Origin of the sequence: Mariniflexile jejuense, from assembly GCF_042675665.1 — a bacterium.
GTDB classification, from domain to species: Bacteria; Bacteroidota; Bacteroidia; order Flavobacteriales; family Flavobacteriaceae; genus Mariniflexile; species Mariniflexile jejuense.
In genome coordinates, this window is record NZ_JBHTJI010000042.1 from 260,593 (window position 1) to 278,634 (window position 18,042).

18 protein-coding genes are annotated in these 18,042 nt (G+C 31.2%); 8 read left to right on the forward strand and 10 right to left on the reverse strand.

The genetic code is table 11. The features are described from left to right. Positions 1-93 precede the first annotated feature (93 nt). Positions 94-1,212, reverse strand: coding sequence for a molecular chaperone DnaJ (gene dnaJ, locus ACFQ1R_RS14145; RefSeq protein ID WP_379926930.1), 1,119 nt, complete (start codon positions 1,210-1,212; stop codon positions 94-96). 9 nt (positions 1,213-1,221) lie between these two features. Continuing rightward, positions 1,222-1,773 carry a nucleotide exchange factor GrpE gene (locus tag ACFQ1R_RS14150; RefSeq protein ID WP_379926931.1) on the reverse strand — a complete coding sequence of 184 codons (552 nt, stop codon included), beginning with the start codon at positions 1,771-1,773 and terminating at the stop codon, positions 1,222-1,224. Positions 1,774-1,936: 163 nt separating this feature from the next. On the opposite strand from ACFQ1R_RS14150, the gene ACFQ1R_RS14155 reads away from it, so the two are divergent. Beyond that, positions 1,937-3,145: a tRNA modification GTPase gene (locus ACFQ1R_RS14155; protein ID WP_379926932.1), complete on the forward strand. Its 1,209-nt coding sequence runs from the start codon at positions 1,937-1,939 to the stop codon at positions 3,143-3,145. 13 nt (positions 3,146-3,158) lie between these two features. On the opposite strand, the gene ACFQ1R_RS14160 is transcribed toward ACFQ1R_RS14155, so the two are convergent. The 3 genes from ACFQ1R_RS14160 to ACFQ1R_RS14170 all read right to left on the reverse strand — a co-directional run bounded on the left by ACFQ1R_RS14160 (position 3,159) and on the right by ACFQ1R_RS14170 (position 5,495). After that, the gene (locus ACFQ1R_RS14160; protein WP_379926933.1) at positions 3,159-4,064 is read right to left on the reverse strand and encodes a TIGR01777 family oxidoreductase; all 906 of its coding nucleotides are present in this window, start codon (positions 4,062-4,064) and stop codon (positions 3,159-3,161) included. A 254-nt stretch (positions 4,065-4,318) separates the two neighbouring features. Then, on the reverse strand, positions 4,319-5,008 hold the full coding sequence (mnmD, locus tag ACFQ1R_RS14165; protein WP_379926934.1) for a tRNA (5-methylaminomethyl-2-thiouridine)(34)-methyltransferase MnmD: 690 nt from the start codon (positions 5,006-5,008) through the stop codon (positions 4,319-4,321). Between the two features lies 1 nt (position 5,009). Further along, complete coding sequence (locus ACFQ1R_RS14170; RefSeq protein ID WP_379926935.1) at positions 5,010-5,495, reverse strand: DUF4920 domain-containing protein; 486 nt, start codon at positions 5,493-5,495, stop codon at positions 5,010-5,012. Positions 5,496-5,589: 94 nt separating this feature from the next. On the opposite strand from ACFQ1R_RS14170, the gene ACFQ1R_RS14175 reads away from it, so the two are divergent. Beyond that, a complete protein-coding gene (locus ACFQ1R_RS14175; protein WP_379926936.1) occupies positions 5,590-6,657 on the forward strand; it encodes a branched-chain amino acid aminotransferase in 1,068 nt (355 codons plus the stop codon). 63 nt (positions 6,658-6,720) lie between these two features. Here ACFQ1R_RS14175 and ACFQ1R_RS14180 read toward each other — a convergent pair whose 3' ends face one another. Then, entirely contained in the window at positions 6,721-7,107 is a 387-nt protein-coding gene (locus tag ACFQ1R_RS14180; protein ID WP_379926937.1) for a pyrophosphohydrolase domain-containing protein, read from the reverse strand. Between the two features lie 545 nt (positions 7,108-7,652). Continuing rightward, entirely contained in the window at positions 7,653-9,689 is a 2,037-nt protein-coding gene (locus ACFQ1R_RS14185) for a dipeptidyl-peptidase 3 family protein (protein WP_379927249.1), read from the reverse strand. Between the two features lie 231 nt (positions 9,690-9,920). Between ACFQ1R_RS14185 and ACFQ1R_RS14190 the strand changes: the two genes are divergently transcribed. Further along, on the forward strand, positions 9,921-10,967 hold the full coding sequence (locus ACFQ1R_RS14190; protein ID WP_379926938.1) for an SRPBCC family protein: 1,047 nt from the start codon (positions 9,921-9,923) through the stop codon (positions 10,965-10,967). Continuing rightward, positions 10,964-11,341, forward strand: a complete 378-nt coding sequence (crcB, locus tag ACFQ1R_RS14195; protein ID WP_379926939.1) for a fluoride efflux transporter CrcB — start codon at positions 10,964-10,966, stop codon at positions 11,339-11,341. Before ACFQ1R_RS14190 ends, crcB begins: the two co-directional genes overlap by 4 nt. Positions 11,342-11,453: 112 nt before the next feature. Here the strand turns inward: crcB and ACFQ1R_RS14200 are convergent, their stop codons facing one another. Continuing rightward, on the reverse strand, positions 11,454-12,059 hold the full coding sequence (locus ACFQ1R_RS14200; RefSeq protein WP_379926940.1) for a DUF1684 domain-containing protein: 606 nt from the start codon (positions 12,057-12,059) through the stop codon (positions 11,454-11,456). Positions 12,060-12,309: 250 nt separating this feature from the next. Between ACFQ1R_RS14200 and ACFQ1R_RS14205 the strand changes: the two genes are divergently transcribed. Beyond that, on the forward strand, positions 12,310-13,515 hold the full coding sequence (locus ACFQ1R_RS14205) for an MFS transporter (RefSeq protein WP_379926941.1): 1,206 nt from the start codon (positions 12,310-12,312) through the stop codon (positions 13,513-13,515). A 2-nt stretch (positions 13,516-13,517) separates the two neighbouring features. Here the strand turns inward: ACFQ1R_RS14205 and ACFQ1R_RS14210 are convergent, their stop codons facing one another. After that, positions 13,518-13,961: an Lrp/AsnC family transcriptional regulator gene (locus tag ACFQ1R_RS14210; RefSeq protein ID WP_379926942.1), complete on the reverse strand. Its 444-nt coding sequence runs from the start codon at positions 13,959-13,961 to the stop codon at positions 13,518-13,520. 124 nt (positions 13,962-14,085) lie between these two features. On the opposite strand from ACFQ1R_RS14210, the gene ACFQ1R_RS14215 reads away from it, so the two are divergent. From ACFQ1R_RS14215 to ACFQ1R_RS14225, 3 genes are all read left to right on the forward strand, one after another. Then, positions 14,086-14,481: a hypothetical protein gene (locus tag ACFQ1R_RS14215; protein ID WP_379926943.1), complete on the forward strand. Its 396-nt coding sequence runs from the start codon at positions 14,086-14,088 to the stop codon at positions 14,479-14,481. Between the two features lie 176 nt (positions 14,482-14,657). Next, a complete protein-coding gene (locus ACFQ1R_RS14220) occupies positions 14,658-16,559 on the forward strand; it encodes a DEAD/DEAH box helicase (protein WP_379926944.1) in 1,902 nt (633 codons plus the stop codon). A gap of 105 nt (positions 16,560-16,664) precedes the next feature. Next, positions 16,665-17,438, forward strand: coding sequence for a carboxypeptidase-like regulatory domain-containing protein (locus ACFQ1R_RS14225; protein WP_379926945.1), 774 nt, complete (start codon positions 16,665-16,667; stop codon positions 17,436-17,438). 50 nt (positions 17,439-17,488) lie between these two features. Here the strand turns inward: ACFQ1R_RS14225 and ACFQ1R_RS14230 are convergent, their stop codons facing one another. Then, positions 17,489-18,016: an SRPBCC family protein gene (locus ACFQ1R_RS14230; RefSeq protein ID WP_379926946.1), complete on the reverse strand. Its 528-nt coding sequence runs from the start codon at positions 18,014-18,016 to the stop codon at positions 17,489-17,491. Between the last annotated feature and the right edge of the window lie 26 nt (positions 18,017-18,042).

An 18,042-nucleotide genomic window follows, 5' to 3' on the forward strand; every position in this document is an offset into this window, starting at 1 on the left:
AAATATAGGTTATTTTTTCTAAAAACTGTTAAAATTATTTAGGAACTTTTTAAAAAATAATCGATTACCTTAAATTTCTTTTCCACATTATTTTTATGAAAACATATCTTTTACCTTTTCAAAAAAAGATTTATCTGTGCTATCTGGCTTTGGTTCAAAATGCTCATCATTCTGCATAGCTTCAAAAAACTCTTTTTGCTGTTTGCTTAATGTTTTGGGTGTCCAAACATTAACATGTACCAACAAATCACCTCTGCCATAACCGTTAATACTAGGAATTCCTTTTCCGCGTAAACGTAAAATTTTACCAGATTGTACACCTGCTTCTACCTTAATACGTACTTTACCTGTTACGGTATCAATTTCTTTAGATGTACCTAAAACCGCATCGGGATAACTTACATACAAATCGTAATGTAAATTATCGCCTTCACGTTGCAGTTTTTCGTGTTGTTCTTCTTCAATTACAACAATAATATCACCCGAAATACCATTTCCTGGTGCTTCATTTCCTTTTCCAGATACTTTAAGTTGCATACCATCAACAACACCTGCTGGTATTTTGATAGATACCGTTTCTTCTGAAACTTTTAAACCTTGAGCATCAGCATCAGCAGGCTTTTTATCTATAGTTTGTCCTGCGCCACCACATACATTACAAGGTGCCGATGTTTGCATTCTACCTAAAATAGTATTTGCTATACGCGTTACTTGACCAGTACCATGGCAAGTAGAACAGGTTTTATAAGTAGTTCCTGGTGCTTGAACTTTACGTTTTACTTTTATTTTTTTCTCTACACCATTAGCAATTTCTTCTAAAGTTAGTTTTACGCGAATACGTAAATTACTGCCTTTAACACGACGTTGGCCACCGCCGCCACCAAAACCAGAAAAGCCGCCACCAAAGCCGCCGCCGCCAAAAATATCACCAAACTGACTGAATATGTCGTCCATATTCATACCGCCACCGCCAAAACCGCCGCCGCCTTCAAAGGCTTGATGACCGTATTGATCGTAACGTGCTTTTTTATTATCATCACTTAAAACCTCATAAGCCTCTGCTGCTTCTTTAAATTTTGCTTCAGCATCTTTATCATCTGGGTTTTTATCAGGATGAAATTCTATTGCCTTTTTTCGGTATGCTTTTTTAATTTCGGCAGCACTAGCACCTTTGCTAATACCTAATATGTCGTAGTAATCTTTTTTAGCCATGGTTTTGTTTTATTGCCCTATTACAACTTTAGGAAAACGAATTACTTTATCTCCTAACTTATATCCTTTTTCTATAACATCAATTATTTTACCTTTTAAATCGGGTGTTGGTGCAGGTATTTGTGTAATTGCTTCGTGGTTATCTGCATTAAAAACTTCGCCTTTATCAACTGCTAGTGCTTTAAGTCCTTTTTGCTCTAATGTTCCAATTAATTTATTATAAATTAGTAATACACCTTTGCGTAATGCTTCAGCTTCTTTATCATCGTCAATATGACTTAATGCACGTTCAAAATCATCTAAAACTGGCAGTAATGTTTTCATAACATCTTCACTTGCTGTTGAAAATAATTCGATGCGCTCTTTTGAGGTACGACGTTTATAATTTTCAAACTCTGCAAACAAACGTAAAAACTTATCTTTTTCTTGTTTTAATTCATTTTGAAGTTTTTCCTCAACTGTTTGTTCTTCAACAACTTGCTCTTCAACTTCTACCGTTTCATTTTGAACAGCATCTAGTTGCTCATTTTCTATATCGTGTTCTTTATCTTTTTTACTCATTGCTGTATCTCAATTTTATATAAATACTTAAATTGGTTGGCAAAAGTACTGCCATTCTTTTAAAAATGTCATAATGTCATTAAAATATTTTTTACCAAATTACACACTAAGTAAGAAAAAATACATTAAATTCGTTTGAATAACCTTTAAGTAAAATATTTAAATGAAAGAAAAAATACTATTGTTCTTAATTATATTTCTAAGTATTAATTGCTACTCACAAAACAACTTCAAAAGAGGATATTACATTAATAATTCTGATGAAAAAATAGAATGTTTCATCAAAACTAACTCCAGACTTAACCCTAAAGAGCTAACCTATAAACTAACTGAAGATTTAAATGAACAAATTGAAACAATTAAATCTGTTAAAGAATTTGGAATTTATGATGAATTAAAATATGTAAGAAGAACTATTGATATAGATACTTCTTCAAATATTTTGGCTAACTTAAGTAATGATTTATACCCCAATTTTAAAGAGAAAGAAATATTCTTAAATGTTTTGATAGAAGGTAAAGCTAATTTGTATTCATTTGAAAATAAATCTATAATAAGATATTTTTACAATGTAAATAATTCGGATATCATTCAACTTGTTTATAAACGATATAAAAAAATAAATGAAAATGTAGTTAGAAAAAATGAAGAATATAAAAGACAATTATGGAATGATTTAAAATGTGAAAACATTTCAATAAATGAAGCAAACAAGTTAGAATATAAAAAACAAAACTTGGTTGATTTTTTTATTAAATACAATACATGTAGCCGCTCAGAATTTTTACGCTTTGATAAAAAAGGGCAAAAAAGCGTATTCAATATTACCATAAGACCTGGCTTAACTAGCTCTTCTTTATCATTGCATGAAAATTCTACTAGAAAAACTACAGATTTTGATGATGAATCAGGCTTTAGGTTAGGTCTAGAAGCTGAATTTATTATAAACTCAATAAAAGCAAATAAATGGGCAATTTTTGTAGAACCTACGTATCAATTTTATAAATCGAGAAAAGAATGGCAAAATGCAAGTGGACAACAAACATATTACTTTAATATTGATTATAAATCGGTAGAAATCCCAATAGGAATAAGACATTATTTTTCTTTAAATAGGAAATCTAAAATTTTTGCCAATGGAGCAATTCTTTTTGACATTCCATTTAATTCATCATTAAATTCTAATTTTAGTCCAGGCCATTTAGATATTGAAACAAAATTTAATTTTGCTTTTGGACTAGGATATAAATATCATAACAAATTTAGTTTGGAATTAAGATCCATGACTAATCGAAATTTAACAAGTCATTATCTTAATTGGAAAGCAGATTACAATACATTATCAATAATTATAGGTTATACCTTATTATAAAAATAAGCTTTTATCAAATCAACAAATCCTCCAAAGCAGGTTGCAAGTGGTGGTATTTAAAATGAAAACCAGCATCTTCAATTTTTTTTGAGCTTATTCGTTGACTTTCATATAATAGTACATGCATTTCGCCTAAGACAAGTTTCATAAAAAATTTGGGGATATTAGGCAAAAACAAAGGCTTATTCAAAACAGTTGCGATGGTTTTTGTTAGTTCTTGGTTACTTACAGGGTTTGGTGCTACCGCATTGTAAACGCCTTCTAATTTATGATTTAAAACATACAAGAAGAGTTTAGCTAAATCGTTAATATGTACCCACGATTGCCACTGTTTACCACTGCCAAAGGCTGAACCAAAACCAAATTTAATGGGTTTTACCATTTCTAAAAGTGCACCGCCTTTATTTGATAATACTAAACCAATTCTAACTTTTGAAACTGTAATATTTAATTGCGAAAACACATCAACTTCACTTTCCCATACGTTTACAACCTCACTTAAAAAAGAGGTGTTTGAGGTTTTAAACGTTTCATCATAATAATTGGTTAAAGAATCTGGATACACACCAATAGCACTTGCTGAAACTACTTGTTTTATTGTATGCTTTGTGTTTTTTAAAGCATTAACCAACACTTGGGTGGTTTCTTTTCGGCTGGATAGTATTTCTTTTTTATAGGTAGACGTCCAACGCTTAGACACAGTTGCTCCAGCCAAATGAATAATGGCATCAACACCCGTAAAACAATTTTCATCAATAATTTGTTGTTTAGGATTCCAGTAAAAACCTTGATAATTTGACTTATTATTAATTTTCGATTTACTTGTTGTTAAATAATTTACTTCAATAGCATTTTTTAAACAAAGTTTTACAATCTCTTTTCCTATCAATCCTGTTGCACCTGTAATTAAAACTTTCATATTCAATTTTAGTATAAAGTTACGAAACGAGATTACTACAAACCATGATTTTGTATTAGGTTTAACAAATTAATTGACGATTGACAATGAATAATTAACAATTAAAAATAAAGAATGAATAACTAAATTGTTTAATAAAACTGTAAACTGAAATTAAAAACTATTTCGATTTTCTTAGCATTTTTCTCAAAATACTATTTTCCTTGAATCACAAAATGCTTCGTTGCGTGAAGCATTTTCCTCACGCCAAATGTTCAGAGTCTTTTCGTGGCTCTGAGCATTTCTCGTTTACCTGGTGGACCAGGTAGTTTTTCAACAAAAAAACCAACTGCTTGCATAGCTCTACGTACGCTACCTTTGGCTGCGTATGTTACTAAAACACCATTTTCTTTTAAGGCATCATACATTTTTTGAAATATGGTTTCGGTCCATAATTCGGGTTGAACGCGTGCTCCAAAGGCATCAAAATAGATTATATTGTAACCGTCTTTTTCTTTAATTTCTGAAAAAAATCGGTTTTGTTTTATTAAAAAAAAGTGCTTTGTAATTTCATGACTTTCTTCCCATGACGTTTCATGCATTGTTTTAAAAAGTGATGCTTTAATAGTAGCTTCTAGTTGTGTTGGATAATTGAGTTGTACTACTTCATTCATTGCAACAGGATAACCTTCAACCCCTAAATAGTTTACGTTTATGTTTAATTTTTCGGCTTCCAATAAGGTAATGAAAGCATTTAAACCTGTACCAAAACCAATTTCTAATATTGAAATATGATGTTTTGAGTTTGAAACTAGTTTAGAATCACAAAAATGATGCAATCCATGTTTTATAAACACATGATAAGCTTCTTGTATAGCACCGTGTTTGGAATGGTATTGCTCATCCCACTCTGGTAAGTGAATGGTTGACGAGCCATCGGCAGTAATAACAACTTCTCTTTCCAAACTATTGTTTTATTAATACACCATCTGCTTCAAAAGACAATGTTTTTTTAGGTTGTGTTATACTAGCAATTTCTTCGGCAGTTTTACCTACATCTTCAGCGTAATGACGTTGTTCATCAACCGAAACTTCTTCAACAAAAGCGTTTCCATTTACTATTACATATTCACCTGCTATATCTTTTGGGATAAAAAAACCATAGTCTTTAAATTTCACCATTACTTCGTTGCCATTTTCCAAATCCAAACGCATCCAACAGCCTTTTGCTTGACAAACACTATTAACTTTTGCTATTATTTTTGTGTTTATGGTATCGCCAACCTTCATAGTTTCATATTTTGATGCTATTAAAGACACATCGGCAGCAGCATCACTTATTATTTCCTTTCCAAAAGATTTATATACAATTTCTTCGGCTTGAGCCTCGGCTTTTTGTTTGCAGGAACTTAACATAAATACGCAAACGCATGCAAATAACACATTCTTCATAACTAAATTTTAAATTTTTATACGATTTGTTGTAAATATAAGTCTTTTTTAAAAGCGATTTTACTTAAATTTGTGACATAAAACATGGAGATTTATGAGCGCATTAATCAATGACATCGAGATTATAAAAGCAAAAACTACCAAAATAAATGAGGTAGACTTTGATAACTTAACATTTGGAAAAGTATTTTCAGACCATATGCTTGAGTGCGATTTTAAAAACGGAACTTGGCAAGCACCTAAAGTTGTACCTTACCAAGCTATTACTTTAGACCCATCGGCGAAAATTTTTCACTACGGGCAATCTGTTTTTGAAGGTATGAAAGCTTATAAAGATGCTAATGAAGATGTCTGGTTATTTCGCCCGTTAGAAAATTTTAAACGCTTAAATATTTCATCAAAACGTTTAGCAATTCCTGAATTGCCAGAAAGCTATTTTATGGAAGGTTTAAAAGCCTTGTTGGAAGTAGATAAAGATTGGATACCAACAAAAGAAGGTAGTTCATTATACATTCGTCCGTTTGTATTTGCTTCTGGAAATGGCTTTCATGCTTCGCCAGCAGATGAATATAAATTTTTAATTTGTACAGCACCATCTGGAGCTTATTTCTCTGGAAAGGTAAAAGTTTTAATTGAAGAAACGTATTCACGTTCTGCAAATGGTGGTGTTGGTTTTGCTAAAGCTGGTGGCAATTATGCTGGTCAATTTTACCCAACACAATTAGCTGTTGAAAAAGGTTACCAACAAGTTATTTGGACAGATGATACCAACCATGAATTTATAGAAGAAGCTGGCGCCATGAATATTTTTGTACGTATAAATGACACTTTAATTACAGGACCAACTAGCGATAGAATTTTAGATGGTATTACCCGTAAAAGTATTATTGATATAGCTAAAGCTGAAGGCATTCCTGTTGAAGTTAGAAAAATAGCTGTGAAAGAAGTTGTTGAAGCTGCCAAAAACGGTAGTTTAAAAGAAATGTTTGGTGCTGGTACAGCAGCTGTAATTTCGCCAATTTCTGGATTTGGATTTAAAGATACTGATTACGATTTACCAGAATTAGCAAACTCTTACGGTTCAAAATTAAAGAAAATTATAACGGATATTCAAACAAACAAATCTGAAGATCCTTTTGGATGGCGATTTAAAGTTGAATAACTTTTTAATAGTATTAATTATAACAAAAAAGAGAAGCATTTAGCTTCTCTTTTTTGTTTGTATTTATTTCTCTAAAATAGATTGAATATTTGGCTTAAAATAGTTTGGTCCTTTTAGTACTTTACCATCTTCACGATAAATTGGGTTACCATCTTCACCTAATTTACTCATATTGCTACGTTGTATTTCATCAAACACTTCTTCAATTTTGTATTGCATACCATGTTCTATAATAGTACCACATAAAATATAAAGCATATCGCCTAAAGCATCGGCAACTTCAACTAAGTCGTTATTATTGGCTGCTTCAAGGTATTCTTCGTTTTCTTCTTTCATTAAATTGAAACGAAGCCTATTTTTTTCTTTACCTAAATCTGCTTTTAATGTTTCGCTATGTCCTAATTTAAATGCCGTATGAAATGCTTTTACTGCTTCTATTTTATTTTTCATGTGTAATATTTATTGTTTTTCAATGGTCACATACTGTTCGCTATTTGTCATTACGTTAAATGAAAAAATTTTGAACATGCTCGTTTCATATATAATATTCTTATTTTTGTATAAAAATAACCATATGTTTAGTAAAGGTCAAATCATTTTCGGAGTTTTATTTTTTATTGTCTTCGCTATCATTATAGCATACACTTACCGAAAAGATTTAAAACTACATAAACGCTTTTACGCTGGAAGTATTTGGGTTTTAATTGCTTTTATTGCATTTATTTTATTAATTACTGCTATTAAGTTTATTTTTAAGTAACTATTTTTCAATAGAATAAAACATTTTTTAATTATTGTTGAAATTAGTTTAATAATTTAACGCAACCTTTTTAAAAACGCTGCATCTAATTAATAACTAAACACCAATAAAAATGAAAGTACTAATTATAATTAGCGTTCTTATTGTTATTAATCTTATTTTACTAGCTTTTAGTGTAAACAAAAAAACAGAACCTTGAAAGATTCTGCTTTTTTATAAAATTTAATTGCTTTAATTAATTCACTTCTGGCAAGAAATTATACTTTTTACTATACTCAAGCATTTGACCTGAAAACGTAGCTAGTTGTACTACTTTAACATCAATAATATCGCCTGCTTTATTTGTAACTGCTTCTAAAACTGGATTTACAAACCCTGAATATGGTGCCGATGTAAATTGTTTATTACGCTCTAAAACTTCAGCATGTAATTTTTGGTCTACTTTTACACCGTAACCTTCTACTAAAGCCTCAACTGCTTTATAATCGCCTTCAGATTTTATACGCTGTGTTTCGCGTAATAATTGCCCAAACAAATTTCTTAATTTGGCATAATCTGTAATGTTGTAATAGGTTTTTCCGTTGCGGGTTATTTTTTCAATAACATTATCTGCTTTTCCTTTTTCAAAAACCCAAGCCGAAACCCATTGACGGTTTCGCATGTGTGCTTCTTCAACATCATCGCCTAAATTTAAACGAATTAATTGCATTACAAGTCCGTTGCGTATATAATCATTATATGCCGCTTTTCCTGTTTTATCCCAATTATCTGTCAATCCTAATTCTTGAATTTTACTATCGTATAAATAGTATAACGCTACTAAATCTGCACGACCTTCTTCCAAGGTTGATGCGTAATTTTTTAAGGTTTCTTTAGTTTCACCAACTCCAGGATTTAATTGACCCGATGCATGCCCAACTACTTCGTGCAATGCTGTGTGTAATTTATCAGCTAATTTTCCGTATGTTTCATCTAGTTCTAATTCTTCAGCATCATTTACAAATTCTTTCAATCTATCTGAACTTCCTGCATTATCATAAGCGTCAACAATATTTCCTAACGATACCGATTTGCTTCCAACTGCCGCACGTATCCAGTTGGCATTTGGCAAGTTTACACCAATTGGTGTACTTGGTGAAGCATCGCCAGATTCGCCTGCTACATTAACCGTTTTATATGAAACACCTACAACGTTTTTCTTTTTGTGAGCGTCCATTAACGGTGAATTGTTTTCAAACCATTGCGCGTTTTCTGATAAAACTGCCATTTTTTTAGACATATCAAAATCTTTGATTTGTATGATAGATTCATAAGAACCTCTGTAGCCTAATGGGTCGTTATACACTTCTATGAAGCTATTTATATAGTCAATATTACCTTCGGTAGCAGCTGTCCAAGCTACATTATAATCGTCCCAAATTTGTAAATCGCCAATTTTATAATATGAAATAAGCAATCCTAAAGCATTGGCCTGCTTTTCGTTTTCTGCAACACCTTTGGCTAGTTCTAACCATTTTACAATTTCATCAATAGCCGAACCATATAAACCACCTGATTTGTAAACGCGTTCTTTTAAAACACCATTTTCTTTTACCAATTGCGAGTTTAACCCAAATGATAATGGTTTAGTAGCATCTGGTGATTTTTTTGACGCATAAAATGTTTCAACATCTTTATTTGTAACGCCATCGCCATAAAAATTAACAGCCGATAAACCTACATTATCAATACCTTTAGCTTGATTTACTTTTTTGAAATCGGCTTCATTAAAAATAACATTAAAAGCATCACCTTCTAAAGTGGTGTTGGTTTCAGAAAATAGTTGTTTTAAATAATCTGAAGAAAATTCAGGTTTAATTTTATCGTTTGAATAATGGTGATGAATGCCATTACTAAACCAAACGCGTTTTAAATAGGTTTCAAAAGCTATCCAACTTTCACTTGTTTTATCACCAGAAAACTTAGTGTAAACGTTTTCTAAAGCTTTTCTAATTTTAAGATTGTGTTTGTAGTTTTGGTCCCAAATAATATCACGCCCAGACAAACCTGCTTGCGTTAAATAGTACACCAACTTTTTTTCTTTCAAGGTCAAATTTTCCCAACCAGGAATTTGATAACGCAGTACTTTTATATCTGCAAATTGCTCTACGTTATAATCAAAAGTAGTTTCTTCTGTTGTTAATACTTCTTGGTTTTCTTTGGGTTTATCTTTACCACAAGAAAACAACAAGGTGCTTGCTATTGCTACACCAAATATCAATTTTAGTTTCATTTGTATATATTTATTTGCTTTTGTTTGTTTTAAGAATTGTAATGCGTTTTTCATTTAAATACGATTTCTTATAAAAAAAGTACATTTATTCAATCTAAATTATTGATTATTTTATTATAACCCTTTTTGTTTGTTGAATATTTATTTTTTAAAGTACAAATGTAATAATTTATTAACGAGAATTTTAAATTGTTTATCTTTGATTTTATTCTCCCTAAAGAAAAAAAATAAATGAAAGCTTTTAAATACATAGCCTTTTTATTATTAATTGCCATAATAGGAACTTCTATATATATTTCTGTGCAACCTAACACGTTTGAAGTTACAAGAACGCGAACTATTAATGCACCTGTTGAAGTTGTTTATAACAATGTAATCGATTTTAAAAATTGGGCTAGTTGGTCGGCTTGGGTTGAAAAAGACCCAGATATGAAAATTACATTACCAAATAAAACGAGTGGTGTTGGAGGTTCTTATACATGGGAAGATAAAGATGGTATTGGCACAATGAAAACTGTTGAAACCATAATTAATGCCTTAATTGTACAAAAAATGCAATTTGCCAATTTTCCTGCTTCGGATATTAACTGGACGTTTAAACCGAATAAAAATGGAACAACCAATGTAACTTGGACTATAACTGGAAAAGATTTACCATTTGGTTTTAAAGCTTATGCCATTTTTTCGGGCGGAATGGATAAACAAATTGGACCATACTACGAACGAAGTCTTGAAAAACTTGAAAATGCCATACTTGAGGAAATGAAAAAATATAGTATTACCGTAAATGGCGTTACAAACCATAGCGGTGGTTACTTTTTGTACAATACGGCATCTTGTAAAATAAGCGAACTTGAAAGTAAAATTCAAGAAATGTTGCCTAAAGTTATTGATTATGCCAAAAGAAATCATGTAACAATTGCAGGTGTGCCATTTGTAAATTATCATAAATGGGATGAGGCTAACAATGCTACAATATTTTCTTGTGGTGTACCAACTATTGAACAAGTAATAACTGCTGAAGGCGATAACATTATAACCGGAAAATTTGAAAGTTTTAAAGCTGTAAAAACCACATTAAAAGGTAATTATAGCCATTTAAAAGAAGCTTGGGAAACAACAAAAAAATACATTCCTAAAAATGGTTTTGAGTTTTCTATTGATGGTCCAATGCTTGAAACATACATTAACAACCCCGAAAACACAATTAATCCTGCCAATTTAATTACAGAAATTTATATTGCAATAAAGGAAAAAGATACTTTAAATATAGAATGAAGCAACTAGTATTTGTTTTTTTAGGTGGTGGTTTTGGTAGTGTGCTTCGATATATAATTGGAAAATATTTGAATAATACTGAAACAGGTATTCCTTACGGCACATTTACTGCAAATATTTTAGGCAGTTTATTTATTGGTATTATACTTGGCTTAGCTGCTAAAAACAACACCTTATCACAAAACCAAACGTTGTTATTAGCCACAGGATTTTGTGGTGGTTTTACAACCTTCTCAACCTTTGCTTATGAAAACCATGTGTTTTTAAAAGCGGGCGATTTTACAAGTTTTGCTATTTACACTATAGCAAGTTTTATTATTGGATTTTTAGCAGTGTTTTTGGGAATGTATTTGGTTAGATTGTTAGAAGGGTAGATTGATAGAAATGTTAGATTGTTAGACTTTTAGAAAGATAGATTTTAGAGACAAGAACCAAGAGCCAAGACTTAAAAACTCAACAATAAACGACTAACAACTAACAACCAACTTAATGTTTTCCAAAAGCCATAACACCAGCTTCAACTCTGGTTTTTAAATAATTTTCTCTAGGTACTATTGGGCAAGAGTATTTATCATTATAAGCACAATATGGATTATATGCTTTATTAAAATCAATTTCCATGGTATCCCCTTTTGGAATTCTAGCATCAATATAACGTCCGCCACCATAGCTTTCTAATCCGCTAGTTTCATCTATAAATGGTAAAAACAAATAATCTTCATACCCTTCACGAGTCATCAACTCCAAATTTTGATATATGTTTAATTTATAAGATTTTCCTTTTAATTCAAAAGTCAATTCACCATACTTTACATACATCGGGCGTCTTTCGGTAGTGGTCTTCATTTCAAACGGTTTTTCATCAGGAAATCTCTTAAAACTTGCTTGTACAACATAAGCTGTATCAAACTTAAAAAATGCTAAAGTTTCAAAATCTTTTCGGTCTTTATCTTTAAGTGGCGATGTACTTGCGTCTTTATAAGCAGCATTTAAATCTCGCTGAAATTCAGTTTCACCAAGAATTGGTTGCTTTTTTTGTGCGCAACTTGTTAATGAAATTAATACTACCAAGAATGTTATTAAAGGCTTCATCACATATAATTTAGGATTCAAAAATACAACTTACAATTATTTTCTATATGTTTGTAATTGAAAAAAATAAATATGCGTAGCAACGTCACAATTTGTAAAATGAAATCGACCACTTCTTGTTTAAGAAGTCGGACTCATTATATAATGTGATGCTATAACTATATAATATTGCACAATATAAAAGTCCGACTTCACAGTCGGACTTTTTGTTTTTAATCAATTTACAACCTCATTAAACTATATTATAAAAATGCAACAATTATTTAAAAACTACATAAACACGTTTAGAGGCTTATCAAAAGAAATATGGTGGCTTGCTTTAATAACGCTAATAAATAGAGCTGGTACTATGGTTATTCCATTTTTGTCACTATACCTAAAAGAAGATTTACATTTTACTGTAAGTCATGTGGGTTGGGTAATGAGTGCTTTTGGGTTAGGATCGGTTGCAGGTTCTTGGCTAGGTGGCAAATTAACAGATATGTTTGGGTTTTATAAAATAATGATTTGGAGCTTATTAGCAACTGGATTTTTATTCATCGCACTACAATTTATAAATACCTTCGAATCTATTTGCATAGGCATTTTTATAGTAATGATGGTTGCAGATGCTTTTAGACCTGCCATGTTTGTTGCTCTAAATGCTTATAGTAAACCTGAAAATAAAATACGGTCGTTAACACTTATTAGATTAGCAATTAACTTAGGTTTTTCAGCAGGACCAGCTATTGGTGGTCTTATTATTACTGGACTTGGATATGCTGGCCTATTTTGGGTTGATGGTTTAACTTGCATAATTGCTACTTTGGTTATGATAAATGTGTTGCATCCTAAAAAAGCAAAAGTTTTAGATGAAATAAAAAATGAGTATCCAATTTCAGCTTATAAAGATGGTACGTTTCTAATATTTTTACTTGCTATGGCACTATTTGGTATTGTATTTTTACAATATTTTTCAACTATAACTATTTATTATAAAGACATTCACAGCTTAAGTGAACTGCAAATTGGATTAATTTTAGGCTTAAACGGGTTGCTTATTTTTATTTTTGAAATGCCTCTTATAAAATGGCTTGAAAACACAACTTACACAAAACTTAAACTGATGCTGTTTGGTGTGGTTTTAACAGGTTTAAGCTTGTTAGTACTTAATTTAACAAGTTGGTCTGGAATTTTAATAGCAGGTATGATTTTAATGACTATTGGTGAAATGATAGCATTCCCATTTTCTAATGCCTTTGCTGTTGAAAGAGCTCAAAAAGGCAACCAAGGAGAATATATGGCGTTGTATTCAATATCATTTTCAATAGCACATATCTTTGGGCATAATGCAGGCTTACAAATGACTTATAAATTTGGATTTGATATTACTTGGTATCTTGTAGCATTAGTAGCATTTGTTTGTGCCATCATTTTGTATTTTTTAAACAAAAAGTTAAAAACAATAACAAACTAATATTATTTAACAGGCTTTACCTCCTTAAAACGGGTAACATGTGATAACACAATTTGCGTTTTTGTTTCTCCATAAATAATAAGCTGATCGATAAACGTTTCTAAGTGCTTTTGGTTTTTTAAAAGCACTTCCATAACAATGTTTTCATTACCTGTAATTCGATAACAATTTAAAACTTCATCATACGTTTTTACTTTTTCAAGAAATGGTTTTAGCTTACCAATAAACGCATGCAATGTAATAATAGCTTTTAATTGATATCCCATATCTAATGGCGAAACTACCGTTTTATAACCTAAAATAATACCGGCATCTTCCATTCGTTTAATTCGCTCGGAAACTGCTGGAGAACTTATACCAACATTTCTACCAATTTCAGCGTTTGATTGTCGTGCATTTTCTTGCAAACACTTCAAAATCTTCCAGTTAAGTGCATCTAAATCCATAATTAAAGAATTTTAACATCAATAAATTAATATTTAAAGTAAATATACACTTTTACTTTAAATATTAAAGCTATATGTGATTACTTGTGAGTAATTTTGATAAAGCTGCTAAGAAAAAAAGAATATGTTATCTAATACCCCATCAAACCTATCGGAATTACCGATTTACAAAAAAGCCATTGAGATATTTGCCTTATCTCAGAGTATTTCTATGTATTTAAATCATGACCTTTCAACATTAAAAAATGATGGATCTGAAGATATAAATATTTATTTTTCAGGAGATATTGTTCAACAATCAGTATCATTAGCTCCAGAAATTGTAAATGCTGAATTAGAACGTTATTCAGATAGAAAATACAAGCACATAGCTTCTTTAAGACGTCTTACAAACATGCTTTATAAAAATTCTTACCGTTTAGAACATTCAAATAGTAACGGAAAAGATTTTTTACCCATTCTTAGAAGTGAATTGAAAAAGTTTAAGCAATTACAACGCAGTTGGATGTTAACGCTTTAAAAACTCTAATTTGATAACTAAATTATAAAATAGTTAAAGTATCAAATATTTACTTACCTTTGCCGCTTGAAATAATTCCTCAGAGTGAGGATGTGTTGCTAGAAGGTTAGGTTTAAGTATGTCGATTCGCTTCTTATGTAACACCACATAATACAATCGAATACTTATACAACAGAATGAGCACATTCCAAGATTTAGGTCTTAATGACGACCTATTACAAGCCATTACCGACTTAGGTTTTACAAAACCAAGTGAAGTACAAAGTAAGGCAATCCCAATTCTATTAGAAAATGAAACCGATTTAGTAGCATTAGCACAAACAGGTACTGGTAAAACAGCTGCTTTTGGTTTCCCAATGTTACACAAAATAAATATTGATAGCCGCACAACACAAGGCTTAATATTATCACCAACGCGTGAACTTTGTTTACAAATTACCAACGAAATGAAATTGTATGGTAAATACTGTAAAGGTCTTAACGTAGTTGCAGTTTACGGTGGTTCTAGCATCACAGATCAAGCAAGAGATGTTAAAAAAGGTGCTCAAATTATTGTTGCAACACCAGGACGTATTAAAGATATGATTAACAGAAAGTTAGTTGATATTTCTAAAATTGAATACGCCGTTTTAGATGAAGCTGATGAAATGTTAAATATGGGTTTTTATGAAGATATAACCGATATTTTATCAAACACACCAGAAGATAAATGTACATGGTTATTTTCTGCAACCATGCCAAAAGAAGTTTCTGTGATTGCAAAAAAATTCATGGAAAACCCACAAGAAATTACTGTTGGAAATAAAAATGAAAGTACCAGTCAGGTTACTCATGAATACTATTTGGTAAATTCGAGAGACCGTTACGATGCTTTAAAACGTTTAGCAGACGCAAATCCGGATATTTTTTCGGTAGTTTTCTGTAGAACTAAAAATGACACACAAAAAGTTGCCGAACGTTTAATTGAAGATGGGTATAGTGCTGGCGCTTTACATGGCGATTTAAGTCAAAACCAACGCGATTTGGTTATGAAATCGTTTAGAAATAACCAAATACAAATGCTTGTAGCGACAGATGTTGCTGCGCGTGGTATTGATGTAGACGATATTACACACGTAATAAACTACCAACTTCCTGATGAAATTGAAACTTACACACACCGTTCTGGTCGTACAGGTCGTGCAGGAAAAACAGGTGTTTCCATGGTTATTGTTTCAAAAAGTGAAGTGCGTAAAATAAAAAGCATCGAACGTATTATTAAACGTGAATTCGAGAAAAAAGATATTCCAGATGGTTCTGAAATTTGTGAAGTACAATTAATGTCGCTTGCCAATAAAATTCACAATACAGAAATAAACCATGAAATTGATAAGCATTTAGCAAGCATCAATGCATTGTTTGAAGACACTTCAAAAGATGAATTAATTAAAAAATTCTTTTCGGTTGAGTTCACACGTTTCTTCAATTATTACCAAAAATCTAAAAACTTAAATATATCTGAAGGTGATATTCGCGATAGAGATGGCGGACGTGATGGTGGTCGTGATTTTGGAGGCAATTCAGATTCTACGCGTTACTTTATTAACGTTGGTAGTAAAGATGGTTTCGATTGGATGCAATTGAAAGATTTCCTTAAAGAAGTTTTAGAACTTGGTAGAGACGATGTTTTTAAAGTGGAAGTAAAAGATAGCTTCTCTTTCTTCAATACTGAAAATGAATTAAAAGATAAAATATTAGCCTTCTTTACCGATTACAAACATAACGGACGCTTTGTAAATGTTGAAGTTTCTGAAAACCGCGGTGGCGGAGGAAGACGTAACGACAGACGTGGTGGCGGAAGACGTGATGGTGGCAACCGAAGCGATAGACGTAGTGGTGGCGGTGAACGTCGTTCAAGTTCAAGAGGCGATTCTGGAAATAGAGGTGATAGAAGAAGCGGTGGCGATGAATCAAAACCAAGACGTTCAGGTGAATTTAAATCTGATAACTCAGGTTCAAACAGAGCTGCAAGACGTTCTGGTGGTGAATTTAAACCAAAAGATACTAGCGTTTCTAGACCAAGACGTTCTAGACGTTAATTAAACCGTTTTGTTAATTTTAAGTCAAAATAAAACCTGTACATTTATTTTTCAGGTTTTGTTTATTACTTTTATAACCATATTTAGCGTAAACCAATTAATTGCATGAAGAATTATTTACTCCTTTTTATTTGCCTATCTATTTCTACCATAACTATGGCTCAAGAATTAAATAGCGTGATGGGAGTTGTTGTAAATGCTTCAAATGGCGAAGCACTTGAAAATGTTAACATTGTTAACCTTAATCAAGTAATTGGTACAGCTACAGGTAAGGAAGGAAGTTTTCAAATTGCAGCTAAAGCAAACGATACATTACATTTTTCGTATTTAGGTTTTAAATCAATAAAAGTTAGGGTTACTAACGATTGGTTGAAATTTGGTAGTTCTAAAATTGAACTTACCGAATTAGCTTTAGCACTTGAAGAAGTAGTTGTAAATCAACTAAAACTAACGGGTTATTTAGAAGTAGATATAAAACAAGTACCAATAATAAATAACAATTACCGTTATAGTATTTCAGGTTTGCCTAGTGGTTATGAAGCTTCAAAACCTTCAACCATAACCAAAATTATGGGTTCAATTTTTAATCCGGTAGATTTTTTACATCGTATGTTTGGTAAAAACCCAAACGAAATGCGAAAGCTAAAAAAGATGAAGGAAGATGATGAAATTAGAAACCTACTATCATCACGCTTTGATAGAGAAATGCTAATTGCTTTATTACAAGTAGATCGTGTAGATTTAGATGAAATTGTGAGTCAATGCAACTATTCTAAAGAATTTATTAGAACAGCAAACGATTTACAAATTCTTGACGCCATAAGCGAATGTTATGAAGAATATAAAGTTTTAAACAGAAACCGAGGTAATAAAATATAACTAAAAAGGGAAGCAAGTTGCTTCCCTTTTTTATGTTTATACGTTTGTTTTTATTTTTCTAATATTTGTTTTAAACTAGTTAAACCTTCTTCAAAATCTTTTCCAACGGTTTTATCTATATTAAAAAATAACATAAAAATATTAAATGGTATTGGGTTTTTACCTGAAAACCCCCAAGTTACTGTAGTAATACCACTTGTTAAACTTTCAATAGTTAAATAAGCATCTGATTCAGATTTCCAAGGTTTCAAAAAACGCAATTTTGTTTTAATATATTCATTTTCACTAATGCTTAAAATTTCTTGTTCACCCATTCCTACATCTTTATTGCCTTGCCATTTTGAAATAAAGCCTACTTGACCATCTTCACCTAAAAATGTTTGTTTCATATTTGGGTCTTTCTTTTTCCAAGGCGACCATTCATCTTGATTTTTGATGAATTTTAAATACTGAAAAACTTCATTTTTTGGTTTGTTAATTACTATATGTCTTTTAATATCATACTGTTTGGGAGCTATCAACACCAAAATAATTAACAAAAAAACAATAGCACTTAAAATATAAAACACTATCATCATAACTTACTAGTTTTTAGAATATTAAA